Below are 17,590 nucleotides of genomic sequence, written 5' to 3'. Positions count from 1 at the left end.
AGACTGTAAATTCGCCGTTTGGCAGATAGGGAAAAATACTGGATAATCATTTTGTTTTTATACTTCTTTTATATGTTATAAAAAGGGGAAAGTTTTACAATACAGTTCTTTTATTAAAAAATATTTCAAGAAACTCAGTGTATGTGATAAATATAATTTATATATTTGCGACTGAATTTAAAACTCATCCGATATTTTATTTGCACATTTTAAGAATCTATTTTAAATGTGTTTAACAAATATATCGGAAGAGACTAATAAAAAAATCACAGCTATGTTAAAACGACTAAAATCAGTCAGTATGGTGCTGTTTCTGATGAGTATTTCTACTGGAACAGCGTATGCGGTCGCCAATTCGAGCGTTACCGATATGAAAATCACACAGCAGAGTGGAGCGTGTACCGGAGTTGTAAAAGACACTACCGGGGAAACAGTGATTGGTGCATCTGTAGTAGTGAAAGGAACTACTATAGGTTCTATTACGGGGCTTGACGGAGATTTTTCTCTGTCGGGAGTTAAGAAAGGGGATGTGATACAAGTCTCTTTTGTAGGTTATGTGACACAAGAAATTGTATGGGACGGAAAGCCATTGAACATTATTCTTCAAGAAGATTCCAAAACTTTGGAAGAGGTTGTGGTAGTAGCGTTCGGTACTCAGAAGAAAGTGAATCTGACAGGTGCCGTTTCTACTGTAGGAGCGAAAGAAATCGGGGCACGTCCGATTAACTCTGTAGTTGACGCCTTGCAGGGAACTGTGGCAGGTATGAACTTTTCTGTTGCAGAGAGTGGTGGTACGTTGAATTCCAGCAAAAGCATCAATATCCGTGGTACGGGTACTATCGGTGCGGGCTCTTCTGTTACGCCGTTGGTTTTGATTGACGGTATGGAAGGCGACCTGAATGCATTGAATCCGCAGGATATTGAGAATATTTCAGTCTTGAAAGACGCTTCGGCTTCTTCTATTTATGGTTCGCGCGCGGCAGGTGGTGTAGTATTGGTTACAACCAAAAGCGGTAAAGCTGGTAAAACGAGCATAAACTATAACAACAGTTTCCGTTTTAACTCACCGTTGAATATGCCCGAAATGATGGATTCTTATACTTGGGCCAATTATATGAATACAGCAAGTATAAATTCCGGTAATGGCATCTGGTTTTCCGAATCGAAGTTAGCTCAAATCAAGCAGGCTCAAACTGATCCTACCATGAAAACCATGTTCGCCAATAGTAACAACCGTTGGGAAGTGTGGGATGATAATCCACTGTTGCCTATAGCCAATACCGATTGGCTGAAAGAGCATTTCGGCAATAGTTTCTCACAGGAACATACGTTGAGCATCAATGGCGGTTCGGAGAAAATGAGATATTATTTCTCTGCCAACTATCTGGACCAAAACGGTATATTGCGTCATGGAGACGATAACAAACAACGTTATGCGGTGACCGCAAAGATTAATGCGGATTTGACAAACTGGTTGACAATGACTTATAGTAGCCGGTTTACCCGTACAGACTATCAAGCTCCGGTAGTTATGGTGAACGGTACGGATGAATTTTACCATAATATGTGTCGTTACTGGCCTATCATTCCTACAATAGACCCGAACGGACATTATGTGGCAGAGTCGTACATCGAACGTCTGAAGAACGGAGGTATGTATAACACTCAAAATGACATCTTGGCACAACAATTGGCTTTCAAGGTGACTCCGTTGAAAGGTTGGATAATCAATGCCGAATTGAACTACCGCATTAACAATAATAATGCACATACAGACTGGCAGACAACATATGGTTATAATATAAATAACGAGCCATTTGTCGACTTTAACGGAACTTCTTCTGTCAGAGAGTATAATTATAAGAGCAATTATTTTAATCCTAATATCTTCACGGAGTATAGCCATTCGTTGAACGATCATAACTTCAAGGTAATGGTCGGTTTCCAAAGCGAATGGTTCCGTCAGCGTACTATACAGGCTCAGCAGGATGGTATCTTATCCGGTTTGCCTACGTTGAACACAACAAGTACCAACCCGAAAGCGAGTGGTGCATACAACAGTTGGACTACTGCCGGTTTCTTTGGTCGTCTGAACTACGATTATAAAGGCCGTTATTTGTTTGAAGGAAATATCCGTTACGATGGTTCTTCACGTTTCTTGCGCGACAACCGTTGGAATTGGTTCCCTTCCTTCTCAGCAGGTTGGAACATTTCGCAAGAAGCGTTCTGGGAAGATTATACAGATGTTCTGAGCACTTTGAAACTTCGTGCTTCGTGGGGTGAACTGGGTAACCAAAATACTGATAACTGGTATCCTTTCTATCCGACCATTGATTACAAACCTAACAATGGTAACTGGCTGGTGAATGACGCAAAACCCAATACTGCCGGACAACCTGCTTTGGTATCTACCTTGCTTACATGGGAAAAGAACCGTACTTGGGAAATCGGTTTGGATTGGGGAGCATTTAACAATCGCCTCACCGGTTCGTTTGGCTATTTCCAGCGTAAAACTTATGACATGGTAGGTCCCGCACAAGAACTTCCAGATGTATTGGGAGCAAAAGAACCCAAAATCAATAACTTGGATATGACATCTAAAGGATGGGACTTGCAGGTAAGCTGGCGCGATGTAGTCAAGGATTTCCGTTATGGAGTTTCGTTGACTTTGAGCGACAACCAGGTGGTTATCGACAAATATCCTAATCCATCAAAGAGTTTAAGTACCTATTATGCTGGCGCAGTGTTGGGCGACATCTGGGGATATACTACAATAGGTATTGCCAATTCGCAAGAAGAAATGGATAAGCACTTGGCAGAAGCAGACCAAAGCCGTTTCGGAAGCAACTGGACGGCGGGAGATATCATGTATGCCGATTTGAATGGAGACGGTGAAGTGAACAATGGCCAAAATACTCTTGAAGATCATGGCGACCTTACAATCATCGGTAACTCAACTCCGCGTTACAATTTCGGTCTGAATCTTGATGCGGCTTGGAAAGGATTCGATTTGAAAGTATTCTTCCAGGGTACTTTAAAACGTGATTATATGGCAGGTAGCGCCACTTTCTGGGGAGCGACTGGTACAGGCAAATGGCAGGCACTGGGCTTCAAGGAACATGGAGACTATTGGACACCGGAAAATCAAGGTGCATATTATCCGCGTCCGGACTGGAGTGGTGGTAGAAACACTAGTACGCAGACTCGTTATTTGCAGAACGCGGCATATTGCCGTCTGAAGAATATCACTTTGGGTTATACATTGCCTAAAGCGCTGACTCAGAAATTCTATGTGGAGAACCTGCGTGTCTTTGCATCTGCTGAAAACTTGTTGACAATAACTAATTTTACAAGCATAGCAGACCCCGAATTGATAGGTGCCGGATATGGTAGTGGTAATCTCGGTAAAACTTATCCGTTATCAAAGACAATGTCTGTTGGTTTAAGTGTAACATTCTAAAAAGATAATTATGAAACTGAAATATATAAATATCCTGTTGTTGAGTACATCGCTTGCCGGTTTTACTTCATGCAACGATTTTTTGGATAAGGAACCTGAAAGTTCCATTACGCCTGCTGCTTATTTCTCGGCCGAAGCCGATTTGGCGGCATATTCCATCAACTTGTATAACTTCTTCACTTCCATCGCTCCGGGAAGCTATGGTATCAGCGTGTTTGGAAACGATAATAATACGGACAATCAGGCTTCTACATCTTACTCTTCGCGGTGGGTTCCAGGCGAATGGCGTGTAGGTTCTACTACGAGCGACGATGAAAGAGGAGCAGTATGGAATTTCTTCCAAATCCGTGATTGCAACTATTTCTTCCAGCAGGTGCTTCCCAAATACGAAGCAGGACAGATTTCCGGTTCGGAAGCCAATATCCGTCACTATATAGGTGAAATGTATGTGCATCGTGCATATGCATACTTTGATAAGTTGCAATCCATTGGCGATTGTCCCATCATTGAGAAAGTGTTGGAAGACGAGCAGGCGATATTGATTGAAGCCTCCAAACGTCGTCCGCGTCATGAAGTGGCACGTTTTATCTTGTCCGATTTGGATAAAGCCATTGAATTCTTGAGTAATGAAGCTCCTGGAGGAAAGAACCGTATCAGTAAAAATGTGGCCTATCTGCTTCGTTCGCGTGTGGCACTGTATGAAGGCACTTGGTTGAAGCATCACAAAGGAATCGCTTTTGTTCCCGGAGGAAAAGGATGGCCTGGCAATGCTGCCGACTTGAACGGATTCAATATTGACACGGAAATTAATTATTTCCTGGAGGAAGCGATGAAATCTGCCAAAGTTGTAGGTGACCAGTTGGTAGGCAACCTGGTTGAGAACACGGATGCTCCTGAAGGAATGAGCGGAAGTTTCGCAAGCCTTAATCCTTATTACACCATGTTTTGCGACGAAAATATGGAAAATTACAGCGAAGTTCTGCTGTGGCGTAAGTTTATCGAAGCGCAAGGCGTGACTCATAACATCCAGATGCAGTTGCAGAACAATGGCGGTGGTTCGGGATGGACACGCGGATTGGTCAATTCTTTCTTGATGCGTAACGGATTGCCTATCTACGCAAGCAATTCCGGATATGAACCGGAATGGGAAAAGGAAGGCGTTAAAGCTACTTTGCAAAATCGCGACTCTCGCATTCAGCTCTTTACAAAGAAGGATAACGATATCGAGAATTACACATCCGGCGGAGATGTCAACCGCGTAGATTTGTCTTGGGTGGTGAAAGGTAACAATGAAACCCGTATGGTAACGGGGTATGCCATCAAGAAAGGTAAGCACTACAATAGTTATATGCAGACGTTGCATCACAAAGGCACTACCGGTAGCATCGTGTTCCGTGGTACGGAGGCTTTGCTCAACTATATGGAAGCGTGCTATGAAAAGAACGGAAACATTGACGCTACTGCTGACCGTTACTGGAGAAAGTTGCGTACACGTGCAAAGGTTGATACTGACTACACGAAGACCATCAACGCTACACAGATGAATAAGGAAGCGGAAGGCGACTTCGGTGCTTATTCTCATGGCCAGTTGGTAGATGCTACATTGTATAACATCCGTCGTGAACGCCGCAATGAATTTATCGGCGAAGGTATGCGTTGGGCTGACCTGAAACGTTGGAGAGCTTGCGACCAAATTGACGGTTATCAGATTGAAGGTATGCGTTATTGGGGAAGTGTTTATCAAGGAGTATGGAAGAACGAGAACAATGAAGATTTGGTTGTTGTCGATGTTGAAGGCGGTAAAGGTAATATGTCAAGTCAGGAAACCAGCGGAGTATATATTCGTCCTTACCAAATAAGTAAGGTGAACAACTCAGCGTTTGACGGTTATAAATTCACTTCCGCTCATTATCTGTCTCCTTTGCCCCAGAGTGCATTCCGCCAGACAGCCAGTGGTGACCAGACAGACCTTGAAACATCTGTGATTTATCAGAATCCGGGTTGGCCAAAGATTGGCGGACAAGGTCCTGAAATAGACTAAAACGGTAAAGACAGAAAAGATTGTCTGCTATTTCCTTATGTATGAGTGATTTGCAGCGTATATATATCCTGCGTCCACCGCATATATGTCCTGTCTCCAGCATCTATATGCGCTACGTCCAGCATCTATATGTCCTGCATACAGCGCATATATCTGCTGTAACAAGCTGATTATTAGACTGTAACTCCGGCCAGGGGAGGTGACGGATAATTATTGATTCTCAGATAAATAGCAAACGTATTCTTTTAATTTAAAAAAAGGGGGATGTCCGAGTAGTTTCGGATATCCCCTTTTTTTATCTTCCAAATTATGTTATGCAGCATACTTAACTTATTTTCGCATCTTCATTCTTCCATTTAAAATCAACATCCCTATTTTTATCCGAAAGATGGAACGTTGTTTCAAATATGGAAAACAAATTACCAAATATGGAAAATGTAGAGCAAAGTCTGGAAAAAACAGACGATAATTATAAGGTGCCTAATCTGGAAAAAGGCATTGCAGTGATTGAATATCTCTCTTCAAGGCCCGATGGAGAGACGTTGCAGGAGATAAAGCAGGCACTTGAGATATCGCAGACTACTGCCTATCGCATCCTCAATACGCTGGTGCGGCTGGACTATCTATCGTTTCACGAAGACGCCAAGCGATATAAATTGACGCGGAAACTGCTGACATTGGGTTTCCGTGCATTGAATGAACACAATCTGCTGGAAACAGTATTGCCCCACTTGCGCGATTTGCGCGACAGGGTGAAAGAGACTGCCTGCTTCGGCGTATTGGGCGATGAAAAAGGTATTTTTATTGAGCAGGTGCGGGGGCATCACGCATTCTGTTTTGTCCTGTCGCCGGGCAAGCCCTTCGAGTTGCACTGTTCCGCTCCGGGAAAAGCAATCATGGCTTATCTGCCTGTGAACGTCCGCAACCGCTACCTTTCTTATATGACTTTTGCCCGCTACAACTCCCGCACGATTACTTCGCGCGAAGCGTATCTCGAGGAATTGGAGCAAGTCTACCGGCAGGGATATGCGCTCGACAATGAGGAGGAGTTGAGCGGCGTGATTTGCGTAGGTGCTCCGGTGCTGAATTATACGGGATATCCTTGCGGTTCCATTTGGATTTCAGGTCCGAAAGACCGTCTGCCGGAAGAGCAGTTGCGCGGCACCATACAAACAGTCAAAGAGATAGCCGGACAGATTTCCGCCGAATTGGGCTATAGAAGAGTATAAAGAGAATATCATGAGAACACCGGAATATACTATGATAAGGAAACTTTTGTTGATTTGCCTGCTTGGCTGTGGCGTGTCTGTGGCAACAGCCGGCAACCCGCCTTTCTTTACCACGGGCACTGCCGTCAGTGAGCAAGGAGAATTGCTGATGACTCAAAAGGGAACAAAGCAGTTGGACGTTTTTACGGCCGACGGGCGTACGTGCCTTCGTTCGTATCCGTTGGAGGAGACGCCTACCGGATTGTGGCTCGACGGAGACAAAGCCTATGTGACTACATTCGAGAAGACCGGACGGTTGGAAGTGCTGTCGTTGCCTTCGGGAAAAGTGGAAGCAGTGGTTCCTGTCGGTTCGGGAGCCTGCGCTCCGCTCTTGGCGCCGGATAAGAAACATATTTATGTATGCAACCGGTTTGCCGGTACAGTGAGCGAGATAGACCTTGTGGCACGTAAAGTGGTGAGAAGTGTAAAAGTGCTGCGCGAGCCCAGAGCGGCAGTGTTCAGCAAAGACGGACGATATCTGTTCGTAGCCAACTTCCTGCCCGCCCAACGGGCAGACCTCGACATTGTGGCAGCTTGTGTGTCGGTGATTGATATGAAGAGCTTTACCAAAGTGAAAGATATCCGGCTGGCAAACGGCAGCAACGCTTTGCGGGATATATGCATCACTCCCGATGGGCGTTATATCTATGTTTCTCATAACTTGGGCCGTTTCACGGTACCCACTTCGCAGTTGCAGCAAGGATGGATGAATACCAGCGCTTTCAGCATCATCAATGTGGAGAAGCAGGAGTTCGAGGGAGCTGTTCTGGTCGATGAAGCCGACCGGGGAGCTGCCGGAGTGTGGGGGATTGCCTGCGACGAACGGTATATCTACGTTGCGCATAGCGGCACGCACGAAGTCAGCGTTATTGAGCATTCGCGGATGCTCGATAAGTTCAGAAACTACGGAGACAGAAGCCGCCTGGAGTACGACCTGACTTTTCTCTACGGACTTCGTAAAAGGATTCCTTTGCAGGGCAACGGTCCTCGCAACCTTCTCCTGTCGGGCAACAAACTGATTGTTCCCACCTATTTTGCCGATATACTGAATATAGTAGACACGCATACACTGTCGGTCACTGCCGTTCCGATGAACGAAGGACGTACCGAGACGAAAGAGCAGAAAGGAGAGAAATACTTTAATGACGCCGCGCACTGTTATCAGGGTTGGCAAAGTTGCAACGGATGTCATCCCGGCGACGGTCGTACCGATGGCATGAACTGGGACTTGATGAACGACGGAGTAGGCAATCCTAAAAACTGCAAAAGCCTGCTTTATAGTCATGCGACGCCGCCCAATATGATTTCGGGCATTCGCGCCAAAGCGGAAGTGGCAGTACGTGCCGGTTTCCGGTATATCCAGTTCTATGAGCCTGAGGAAGAGATGGCGGAGTGTGTGGATGCTTATATGAAGTCTTTGCGTCCTGTTCCCAGTCCGTATTTGGTAGACGGTGAGTTGTCGGAGAAGGCTAAGGCAGGCAGAAAAGTATTCGATAAGTTGAAGTGCGGCGATTGTCATAGCGGCCCCTTTTATACGGACATGAAGCTGCATCGGATAGGCGAAGATATAGAGTTTGAAAAAGGCTGGGATACCCCTACGTTGATAGAGTGCTGGCGCACGGCTCCCTATCTGTTTGACGGTCGTGCCGCCACTATGCAGGAGGTATTCGAGATTCACAAACACGGGATTGACAGAAAAGTATCGAAAAAAGAAATCGAGGAATTGACCGAATACGTCAATTCCCTTTAACAAGGAAAACATTATGAACTATTGCGATAAAATACATTATTCCCTATACACGGCTGCTGCGGCTGATTTTTCGTCTATGGTAGACACTTTGCTGGCACAGTTGCCCGTGGAAGAAAGCGTGTTGAGGCTGGTATGGTTCGGTACGCCTGCCGTAGAAGAGGAGTTGGCTGCCCGGCAGCAGATTCTCAAGGAGAAGTTGCATTGTCTTTTCGGCGATTACGAGCCAGCTGTCTGTTATGTGCTGCAACCGGTGTTGGGCGCTTCTTTGGCGATGGAAGTGCATAGCTATCGTCCCGAAGCAGACGAACGGATAGAATATCGACACTACGACGACCTGCCTTATGTAGTATTGGAAAATGAGTCGGGACGTTTCCTTTATGCAGGCGGATGTCGGGGAGACGAACCCTGTGCCGACAAGGAACAACAATCGGCAGCCGCTTTTCACCGCTGGAAAAGTATATTGGATAAAGAGTCGTTTCCGATAGACAGCATTGTCCGCCAATGGAACTATATCGGGCAAATCACGGGATACGACAGAGCCGGACAGCACTATCAGTCATTCAATAACGTACGTTCCGCCTTTTATGCGGCGGGCGAGTGGCAGAAGGGATACCCTGCCGCTACGGGGATAGGTATGAGCCTGGGCGGTGTGTTGATTGATATGGATGCGGCACTGTTTCATACGTCCGATGCTTTTGTCACTGCTATTGACAACAAGTTGCAGGTAGCCGCTCACGCTTATTCCGGCCGGGTGCTCGAAGAGGCCCGCCAGCCAAAGACAACCCCGAAGTTCGAACGTGCCAAGAGCATCACTTTCCGCGACCGTCGCCTGGTGTACATATCGGGAACGGCTGCTATCCGTGGAGAAGAGAGTCTGAAAGAGGCCGGAGTGCAACAGCAGTTGCAGACAACAATGGAGAACATAGCCCAGTTGACCGGCAAGGCCCGGCTGGCGATGCTGCGTGTTTATCTGAAAAATGCTTCCGACTATGAGGCGGCGAGAGATGTGCTCGAAACGTACGGGCTCTCTATTCCTGTTGTCTATTTGCAGGCAGATGTGTGCAGAGAAGAGTTGCTGATTGAGATAGAAGGGATAGCGATAGAATGATTTGCCGGATATGACAAGGATAAACTAACTAAAAAACATGATAGACAAATGAAAACAAAAACTTATTTGAAAAAGTACACCAATGCCGATTTTTATAAAAACGGCGAGTTCCAACAGGCAGTAGCCATCGAAGCGATGAAAGATATGTTTGCCCACTACGATGTCCCCTTCACCCGGTTCATGGCAGAGAATATGTGGGTGACGGATTTTGGGTTGGGAGATTTCGAACACGTAGGTATGGGAGGAATCTTTTGGATTAACGATGCGGAATATGGCTATTTTGCTCATGCCATTTATTTGCTTCCGGGGCAGATGATTCCCGAACACGCACACGTCCGGACAGACTTCCCTGCCAAACACGAATCATGGATGGTAGAAAAAGGCTGGGTGTATAACTTCTCGGAAGTGGGAGAGGACACTCCGGATGCACCGGCTATTCCTGCTACACACGGCCCCGTCAAAAGCCGGAATTGCGTGAAACAGGAGGTGGGCGACATCCTGCGTCTGAAAGAGATGGAAACCTTTCACTTTATGATGGCAGGTCCCGAAGGCGCTGTTGTCTGCGAATGGGCAAACTATCACGACAATGCAGGTTTGCGTTTCACTCATCCTACTGCTACCTTATAAACCGGATTTCTCGAAAGAGTATCAATTCGACTTAAACGAACCGCCATGAGATACAGATATCATACATTACTATTGTGTGTTGCATTTTCTTTGTTTTCTGTTGCCGGGGCACACTCCCAACAGCAGCAAACCGAGACAAATGCTTCCGCAACAGAAAAACAGGCACAACGCATACGCCTGTTGCAAACCGAGTTGGAATGGCTGAATATAGAAGCCGTGCGTTTGGCGTATGAAGATATGAAGCAGCTTGAAGGGTTTGATGCCGCCAAGTATCAACCCGTGCTGGCAGAACTGGAGCTGCAAGTGAAGCAAGGATTCGGTGATGTGAATAGCGGCGATGAGGCTGTGCTGGCAAATGCGGAAAAAGCGATAGCCAACAAACGCGCGCTCTTGCTCGCCAATCCGTTGCTGAACGGCGACAAGGTGTTGACCGTCCGTTACAAACTGGGCGACAAAGCCCGCGCGGCGATGGCTCCCGAGCTTGGCACACAATCCAACAACTGGAGCAACCAGGAATCGGCACGCCGCACAGGCTTCGATGCTGAAATTGTAGAACTGAGCAATTTGCGCCAAGATATACGGATACGTACTATCTATGAACCAACCAATACCTCTTCGATTGCTGATTTGCGGCTGCATTGGGACGGTGAGCGTGCCATGTTCACTCAAACCATGTCCGACAATCGCTGGAATGTATTTGAAGTGAAACTGAATGGCGGAACTGGAACTTGCCGGCAACTGATTGACAATCCGGAGCCAGACCTGGAGTTTTATGACGGCACATATCTGCCTGACGGGCGTATCATAGCCAATTCAAACATCGGTTATCATGGCGTTCCTTGCGTCAACGGTAGCGACCCCGTAGGAAATATGGTACTTTATACGCCGCAAAGCAAAACTCTCCGCCGTCTGACGTTCGACCAGGATGCCAACTGGAATCCGGTGGTCATGAACAACGGACGTGTGATGTACACACGTTGGGAATACACCGACCTGACGCATTACTATACCCGCATCGTGATGAACATGAACCCCGACGGCACTGAGCAAAAAGCCTTGTACGGCAGTGGGTCGATGTTTCCCAACAGCACTTTCGACGTGCAGCCTTTACCCGGTTACGGTTCCGCCTTTGTCGGTATCATCTCCGGACATCACGGCGTGGCGCGTTCGGGGCGTCTTATCCTGTTCGACCCGGCGAAGGCGCGCAAAGGCGCGGCGGGTATGTTGCAGGAGATTCCCTACCGCAACCGTCCGATAGTCGAAGTGGTGAAAGACCGTTTGGTGGATGGGGTATGGCCGCAGTTCATCAAACCCTCTCCGCTCAATGACACCTATTTCCTGGTTGCCGCAAAACTGTCGGAGGATGATTTGTGGGGAATTTACTTGGTAGACAAGTTCGATAACGTGACTTGCCTGCATAAGATGGAAGGCGAAGGATACATCAGCCCGATAGCCGTGCGCAAAACAGTGACTCCGCCCGCCATTCCCGACCGGGTGAAACTGGACGACAAGCAGGCGACCGTCTTTATACAGGATATATACGAAGGCGAAGGGCTGCAAGGTATTCCGCGCGGAACGGTGAAAGCACTCCGTCTGCACGCTTACGAATATGCCTATGTACAGACGCAGTCCGACCACAACTGGCACGGTATCCAGTCGGGCTGGGACATCAAGCGTATGCTGGGCACTGTGCCTGTGGAGGAAGACGGTTCGGTAATCTTTAAAATCCCTGCCAACACACCCGTTTCCATCCAGCCTTTGGACAAGGACGGAGTGGCGGTACAGTGGATGCGTAGCTGGCTGACCGGACAACCGGGAGAGATTGTCTCTTGTGTGGGATGTCACGAAAATCAGAATCAGATTGTCATTCCCAAGCGTGTGATTGCTTCGCAAAAGGAGCCGCACACCCTGACTCCCCCCGAAGGAGGACCCCGCTCCTTTACATTCGACTTGGAGGTGCAACCTATTTTAGACCGCGCCTGCATCGCTTGTCATAACGGCGAAGGGAAGGCGTTCGATTTGCGTGGTGGAAAGAAAGACAAACACGGATATGGTACATCCTATCTCAACCTCCATCCGTATGTGCACCGTCAGGGAGGTGAAGGCGATATGGTAGTGCTCTATCCTTACGAATATCATCCCAATACCAGCGAACTGGTCCGCCTGTTGAAGAAAGGACATTACAACGTGAAGCTGACGGATGCGGAATGGCGTAAGATTTATAATTGGATTGACTACAATGCTCCCGACAAGGGATACTTCAATGCCAATGTGCTGACATCGTTCCCTTATCAGGGATATGACCAGATAGAACGGCGCCAACAACTGAACGACAAGTACGCCTGTGGTGCCGCAGTAGATTGGAAGAAGGAGATAGCCGACTATGCCGCCCAACTGAAAAACAAAGGAGAGATAAAGCTGGTGATGCCGGAAGTGGTCGCCCCGGTGAAGGAAAAGGTACGGAAGGCAAAAGGCTGGCCTTTTGCGGCGGATAAGGTAAAAGAGATGTTGGCAGGCGAAGCAGAGACCGTCAAGGTAGTGGAGATAGCCCCCGGTGTTCGGATGACCTTTGTGCGTATCCCGGCAGGTGAGTTTGTGATGGGAAGTTACGAGGGCGAACCGGATACCTATCCTACCGCCCGGGTGAAGATTGCCAAACCCTTCTGGATGGGTGAACTCGAAGTGACCAACCAGCAATACAACGCTATATTCCCGCAGCACGACAGCCGCTATGTAGACCAACAGTGGAAAGACCACGTAGTGCCGGGCTATCCTGCTAACCTGCCGGAGCAGCCTGTGATTCGCGTAAGCTATAACGATGCGATGGAGTATTGCCGGATATTGAGCCGGCAGACCGGACTGAACATCACGCTTCCCACCGAGGCACAATGGGAATGGGCGTGCCGTGGTGGCAGCGAAGAGGCTTTCTGGTTCGGCAATCTGAATGCTGATTTCGGTACGAAAGACAATCTCGCCGATGCAACTACCAACAAGTTTGCCGTAGCGGGAGTCGACCCCCAGCCGATGTCGCCCAAGTCTTCCTGGTATCCGTATTACACGTTCCTACCCAAAGCGGAAAATGTCGACGACGGTAGCTTGATACAGGTAGGCGGAAAGAAATACGAAGCCAATCCGTTCGGGTTGTATTGTATGCATGGCAATGTAGCCGAATGGACGCGTTCGGATTATGTGCCCTATCCGTATAAAGAGCATCCGAAGGCAGTGTCCGAATATAAAGTGGTGCGTGGCGGTTCGTACATAGACCGGCCTAAATATGCCGCTTCATACTCGCGCAAGGGATACTATCCGTATCAATGTATATTTAATGTAGGTTTCCGTGTCATCATTGAAGATTAAGTGAAAGATTGAATGGGAAAAACAAATCAGAAAAGACTGGTTTCATCGTCGGCAACTACTCTTGTGTTGCTGCTTGTTTACGGCGCAGGCTTGTCGGCCGCCACTTTTATAGAGAAGTATCAGGGAAGTGAGGCCGCCAGGGCGGCGGTATATTATTCGCCTTTGTTTTTCCTGCTTCAGTTTTTGTTGGTGGTCAATTGGCTGGCGGTTGCTGCCCGAAGGCGTTCGTTGAAGACGCGCGGATGGGGGATGCCGGTGGTTCATGGTGCGTTCGTTGTGATTCTGCTGGGAGCTTTGGTATCTCATCTTTTTAGCGAAGAGGGCGTCCTGCATTTGCGCGAAGGGCAGACGGACAATCGCTTTGCGGTGCGTCAGTCCGGCGGAACGGTTTATCGCACCCTTCCTTTTAGTGTGGAACTGAAAGACTTTACGCTTACCCGCTATCCCGGTTCGTCCAGTCCGTCGGCTTACGAAAGCGAGTTGTTGGTGCATATCGGCGAAGAGACCTTTCCGGCACGGGTATATATGAACAACGTGTTGGACGTGAAGGGATACCGCTTCTTTCAGGCGTCTTACGACCCGGATGAGCGGGGCACTGTGCTTTCCGTCAATCGTGATGTGGCGGGGCGTACTGTGACTTACGTCGGTTATGCCATACTGCTGCTTGGCCTGGTGCTCTGTTTTACGGACAAGCGTTCGCGCTTTATGCATCTTGCCCGCCGGCTGAAGGAGTTACGTTGCGTATGCCTGCTTCCGGTGGCGTCTGTGCTTTTTTCCATGCCGGCGTGTGCTGCCGATGTTTCGTCACAGGCGGCGGAGACCGTACGTACGCATATTGTAGATGCGCGTCATGCCGCCCGTTTCGGCGCGTTGCCACTCCAGTCGGGCAGGGGGCGTGTGCTTCCCGTCAATACCTTCTCGTCCGAGGTCTTGCGGAAGCTGCATAAGTCGGACAGATTCGGCACACTCACTTCCGACCAGTTCTTGATTAGCGTTTTGGCAATGCCCGAATGTTGGATGTACGTACCTTTCATAGCCGTTCCCACCAAAGAGTTGAGCCGGTTGTATGCCCTTCCTTCCGGCCGTTGTGCCTATATGGATATGTTTGATACTGACGGAAACTACAAATTGCAGGAAAAGTTAGAAGAGGCCTATGGTAGAATGGCTGCCGAGCGTACCCGTTTCGATAAAGACCTGATAAAGTTCGACGAACAAATCAATATCTTTCATCAGTTGCTCCACCGTCAGTTGCTCAACCTCTTCCCCAGGGAAGACGAGCCGCAACAGAAGTGGTATGCGCCCGGCGACGATTTGTCTCAGTTTTCGGGAAAGGACTCGATGTTTGTCTCCCGTGTGCTGACTTGGTATGTGGAAGAGGTGCAATCCTCCTTTCAGAGCGGCGACTGGAGCAAACCCGATGAGATAACGGAGATGATTGCCACCTACCAGCAGGCAAAGAACAAGATAGCGGGCGTCACTCCCGAAAAGATGCAAGCCGAGATAAGATATAATCGGCTCGATGTGTTTGCCCAATGCAAGAGGGGGTATCTCATGGCGGGGGGCGTGTTGCTGTTGATTGCTTTTGCCGCTCTGTTCCGGCCTGTCCGGTGGATACGTTGGGCAAGTAAGGCGGTTTGCGGAGTTATTTTGGTTGTTTTCCTTTTTCATATGTATGGGATGGGGATGCGCTGGTATATAGCGGGCTATGCACCGTGGAGCAACTCTTACGAAACGATGGTGTATGTGTCTTGGGCTACGGTCTTTGCCGGATTACTGTTTGCCCGGCGCAGTCTGCTCACTTTGGCTTTGTCTGCCCTGTTTGGTGGAATCATCCTGTTTGTATCGGGGCTTAACTGGATGGACCCGCAAATCAATCCGTTGGTACCTGTGTTGAAATCGCCGTGGCTGATGTTTCATGTGGCAGTGATTGTGGGAGCTTACGGCTTCTTCGGTATCAGTTGCCTATTGGGGCTGGTCAATTTGCTGATGCTTGGCTTGGGGAAGCCCGGTTTGCTGCAACGGATAAAGGAATGGAGCATCATCAACGAGATGTCTCTCCTCATTGGACTTGCGCTGATGACGGCAGGCACTTTCTTGGGAGCCGTCTGGGCCAACGAATCGTGGGGGCGTTATTGGGGATGGGACCCCAAAGAGACGTGGGCGCTTGTCACGATGGTAGTCTACGCTGTGGTTACGCATCTTCATCTGCGTCCGTTTGCCAACTACTTGTGGCTGTTCAATCTCTCCTCGGTAATGGCTTTCTATAGTGTGCTGATGACGTTCTTCGGGGTGAATTACTTCCTGAGCGGTATGCATTCCTATGGGCGGAACGATTACATAGACAGCATCTTTGTCTACCTGCTCGGTTCGGTGCTCTTTGTTGCATTGATAGGGGGCATTGCTTTTGCGAGGAGACGGAAAACGAATGATTGAAAACAGTTGCTTCCTCTGCTTATCGGGGAGGGGAGATGACAGATAAATTATTGATTAAACCATTGCATCGTATGAAACATATTTTACTCTTGTGCGCTTTGTTGCTGACGGCCTCCGTGGTCCGGGCCAAATCTCCCCGCTATTTGCTGCTGGGCGGTTCCGGTTGGAACAAGATTGCCATCATTGATAAGAAAACCCGTGAAATCGTATGGGAATATCCGTTGGAAAAAGGATGGGAGTGCAACTCGGTGGCAGCCACCCGGACGGGAGAAATCCTTTTTTCCTACTCTAAAGGTGCCAAGATGATAACCCGCGACGGACGGGAGCTGTGGAACATTGCCGCCCCTGAGGGATGCGAGATGCAGACGGCACGTGTACTGCCCGACGGCAATGCGTTGATAGCTTGGTGCGGACATCCCTCCACTATTCTGGAGGTCGGTCGTCAAGGGGAGATTCTCTCAAAGACCGAGTTTGAAACAGGCATCGGGTACCCTCACGCACAGTTTCGTCAAATCAACAAGAACAAACAGGGAAATTACCTTGTTCCGCTCTTTGCTACCTCCGAAGTGCGCGAGATAGCCCCCGACGGCAGCTTGCTGCACACCGTCAAACTTTCGGGCACTCCTTTTTCCACCGCTTTCCTGAAGAACGGCGACTGCCTGGTGGCTTGTGGCGACGCGCATTGCTTTGTGCAATTGGAGGGCGGACTGGGTAAGATTGTCCGTCGGGTGAACGCCCGCGATATAGCGGGGATACAACTGTACTTTGTCGCCCAACTCCTGCCTTCCGGCAAAGGCGGCTTGTATATCTGCAACTGGCAGGGGCACGACCGCCAGGCGGGCAAGGCCAATCATCCTCAGGTGATAGAGCTCGATTCGGACGGAAAAGTGGTATGGCAACTCAACGACAAAGCTAAATTCGGTATGATTTCTGCTATTTGTCCGGTGAGGAAATAGTAACTTTGCTCCGGATTTTAGAAAAAGGAGTTTTGAATGGTATCTAAATACGAAGAACGGCTGGGTACGGAACGTATGTTGCCGCTTGTTTTTAAGATGGCGCTTCCGGCGGTAGCTGCCCAGTTGGTCAATTTGCTGTACAACATTGTCGACCGTATTTATATCGGGCATATCCCCGGCATCGGTACCGATGCACTTGCCGGTGTGGGGGTGACTACTTCCCTTATCATTCTGATTTCCTCCTTTTCTGCCATTGTAGGCGGTGGCGGTGCTCCTTTGGCCGCCATTGCGCTGGGGCAGGGCGACCGTCTGCGTGCCGGTAAGATAGTGGGCAACGGTTTTACGCTTCTGATACTCTTTACGCTGTTCACCTCTCTCATAGCCTATGCATTTATGAAACCTATCCTGCTGTTTACGGGAGCTTCGGAAAACACGTTGCCCTATGCGGTCGATTATCTGTCCGTTTATCTGCTGGGTACCCTTTTCGTAGAGATAGCTACGGGGCTGAACGGCTTTATCAATGCGCAGGGACGTCCTGCCATCGCGATGTGTTCGGTGCTTATCGGTGCGGTGCTTAACATTGTTCTCGA

10 protein-coding genes are annotated in these 17,590 nt (G+C 48.6%); all 10 read left to right on the top strand.

Annotated elements, in window-relative coordinates; genetic code table 11:
- Positions 1-274 precede the first annotated feature (274 nt).
- On the top strand, positions 275-3,460 hold the full coding sequence (locus tag QZ331_RS09015; RefSeq protein ID WP_294629578.1) for a TonB-dependent receptor: 3,186 nt from the start codon (positions 275-277) through the stop codon (positions 3,458-3,460).
- Between the two features lie 10 nt (positions 3,461-3,470).
- Positions 3,471-5,501, top strand: coding sequence for a RagB/SusD family nutrient uptake outer membrane protein (locus QZ331_RS09010; protein WP_294629577.1), 2,031 nt, complete (start codon positions 3,471-3,473; stop codon positions 5,499-5,501).
- Between the two features lie 428 nt (positions 5,502-5,929).
- Positions 5,930-6,730 (top strand): IclR family transcriptional regulator, encoded by an 801-nt coding sequence (locus QZ331_RS09005; protein ID WP_294629576.1) that lies wholly within the window; start codon positions 5,930-5,932, stop codon positions 6,728-6,730.
- Between the two features lie 10 nt (positions 6,731-6,740).
- Entirely contained in the window at positions 6,741-8,519 is a 1,779-nt protein-coding gene (locus tag QZ331_RS09000) for a cytochrome D1 domain-containing protein (protein ID WP_294629575.1), read from the top strand.
- A gap of 13 nt (positions 8,520-8,532) precedes the next feature.
- Positions 8,533-9,627 carry a Rid family hydrolase gene (locus QZ331_RS08995; protein WP_294629574.1) on the top strand — a complete coding sequence of 365 codons (1,095 nt, stop codon included), beginning with the start codon at positions 8,533-8,535 and terminating at the stop codon, positions 9,625-9,627.
- 48 nt (positions 9,628-9,675) lie between these two features.
- Positions 9,676-10,254 carry a hypothetical protein gene (locus tag QZ331_RS08990; RefSeq protein WP_294629573.1) on the top strand — a complete coding sequence of 193 codons (579 nt, stop codon included), beginning with the start codon at positions 9,676-9,678 and terminating at the stop codon, positions 10,252-10,254.
- 45 nt (positions 10,255-10,299) lie between these two features.
- Positions 10,300-13,611 carry an SUMF1/EgtB/PvdO family nonheme iron enzyme gene (locus QZ331_RS08985; RefSeq protein WP_294629572.1) on the top strand — a complete coding sequence of 1,104 codons (3,312 nt, stop codon included), beginning with the start codon at positions 10,300-10,302 and terminating at the stop codon, positions 13,609-13,611.
- A 12-nt stretch (positions 13,612-13,623) separates the two neighbouring features.
- Positions 13,624-16,044, top strand: a complete 2,421-nt coding sequence (gene ccsA, locus QZ331_RS08980; protein WP_294629571.1) for a cytochrome c biogenesis protein CcsA — start codon at positions 13,624-13,626, stop codon at positions 16,042-16,044.
- Positions 16,045-16,115: 71 nt separating this feature from the next.
- Complete coding sequence (locus QZ331_RS08975; protein WP_294629570.1) at positions 16,116-17,000, top strand: hypothetical protein; 885 nt, start codon at positions 16,116-16,118, stop codon at positions 16,998-17,000.
- A 36-nt stretch (positions 17,001-17,036) separates the two neighbouring features.
- Positions 17,037-17,590, top strand: a 554-nt coding sequence (locus tag QZ331_RS08970) for an MATE family efflux transporter (RefSeq protein ID WP_294629569.1), incomplete at its 3' end; no start/stop codon positions are given.

The sequence above is a fragment of the uncultured Bacteroides sp. genome (assembly GCF_910586915.1).
Classification (GTDB): domain Bacteria; phylum Bacteroidota; class Bacteroidia; order Bacteroidales; family Bacteroidaceae; genus Bacteroides.
This window is presented reverse-complemented; position numbering and strand designations above follow the sequence as displayed.

What these genes read in the sequence shown, in the direction of transcription:
- QZ331_RS08995 (WP_294629574.1), top strand. Translation starts at nt 8,533, where the DNA reads ATGAACTATTGCGATAAAATACATTATTCCCTATACACGGCTGCTGCG.
- QZ331_RS09015 (WP_294629578.1), top strand. Translation starts at nt 275, where the DNA reads ATGTTAAAACGACTAAAATCAGTCAGTATGGTGCTGTTTCTGATGAGT.
- QZ331_RS09005 (WP_294629576.1), top strand. Translation starts at nt 5,930, where the DNA reads ATGGAAAATGTAGAGCAAAGTCTGGAAAAAACAGACGATAATTATAAG.
- ccsA (WP_294629571.1), top strand. Translation starts at nt 13,624, where the DNA reads ATGGGAAAAACAAATCAGAAAAGACTGGTTTCATCGTCGGCAACTACT.
- QZ331_RS08990 (WP_294629573.1), top strand. Translation starts at nt 9,676, where the DNA reads ATGAAAACAAAAACTTATTTGAAAAAGTACACCAATGCCGATTTTTAT.
- QZ331_RS08985 (WP_294629572.1), top strand. Translation starts at nt 10,300, where the DNA reads ATGAGATACAGATATCATACATTACTATTGTGTGTTGCATTTTCTTTG.
- QZ331_RS08975 (WP_294629570.1), top strand. Translation starts at nt 16,116, where the DNA reads ATGAAACATATTTTACTCTTGTGCGCTTTGTTGCTGACGGCCTCCGTG.
- QZ331_RS09000 (WP_294629575.1), top strand. Translation starts at nt 6,741, where the DNA reads ATGAGAACACCGGAATATACTATGATAAGGAAACTTTTGTTGATTTGC.
- QZ331_RS09010 (WP_294629577.1), top strand. Translation starts at nt 3,471, where the DNA reads ATGAAACTGAAATATATAAATATCCTGTTGTTGAGTACATCGCTTGCC.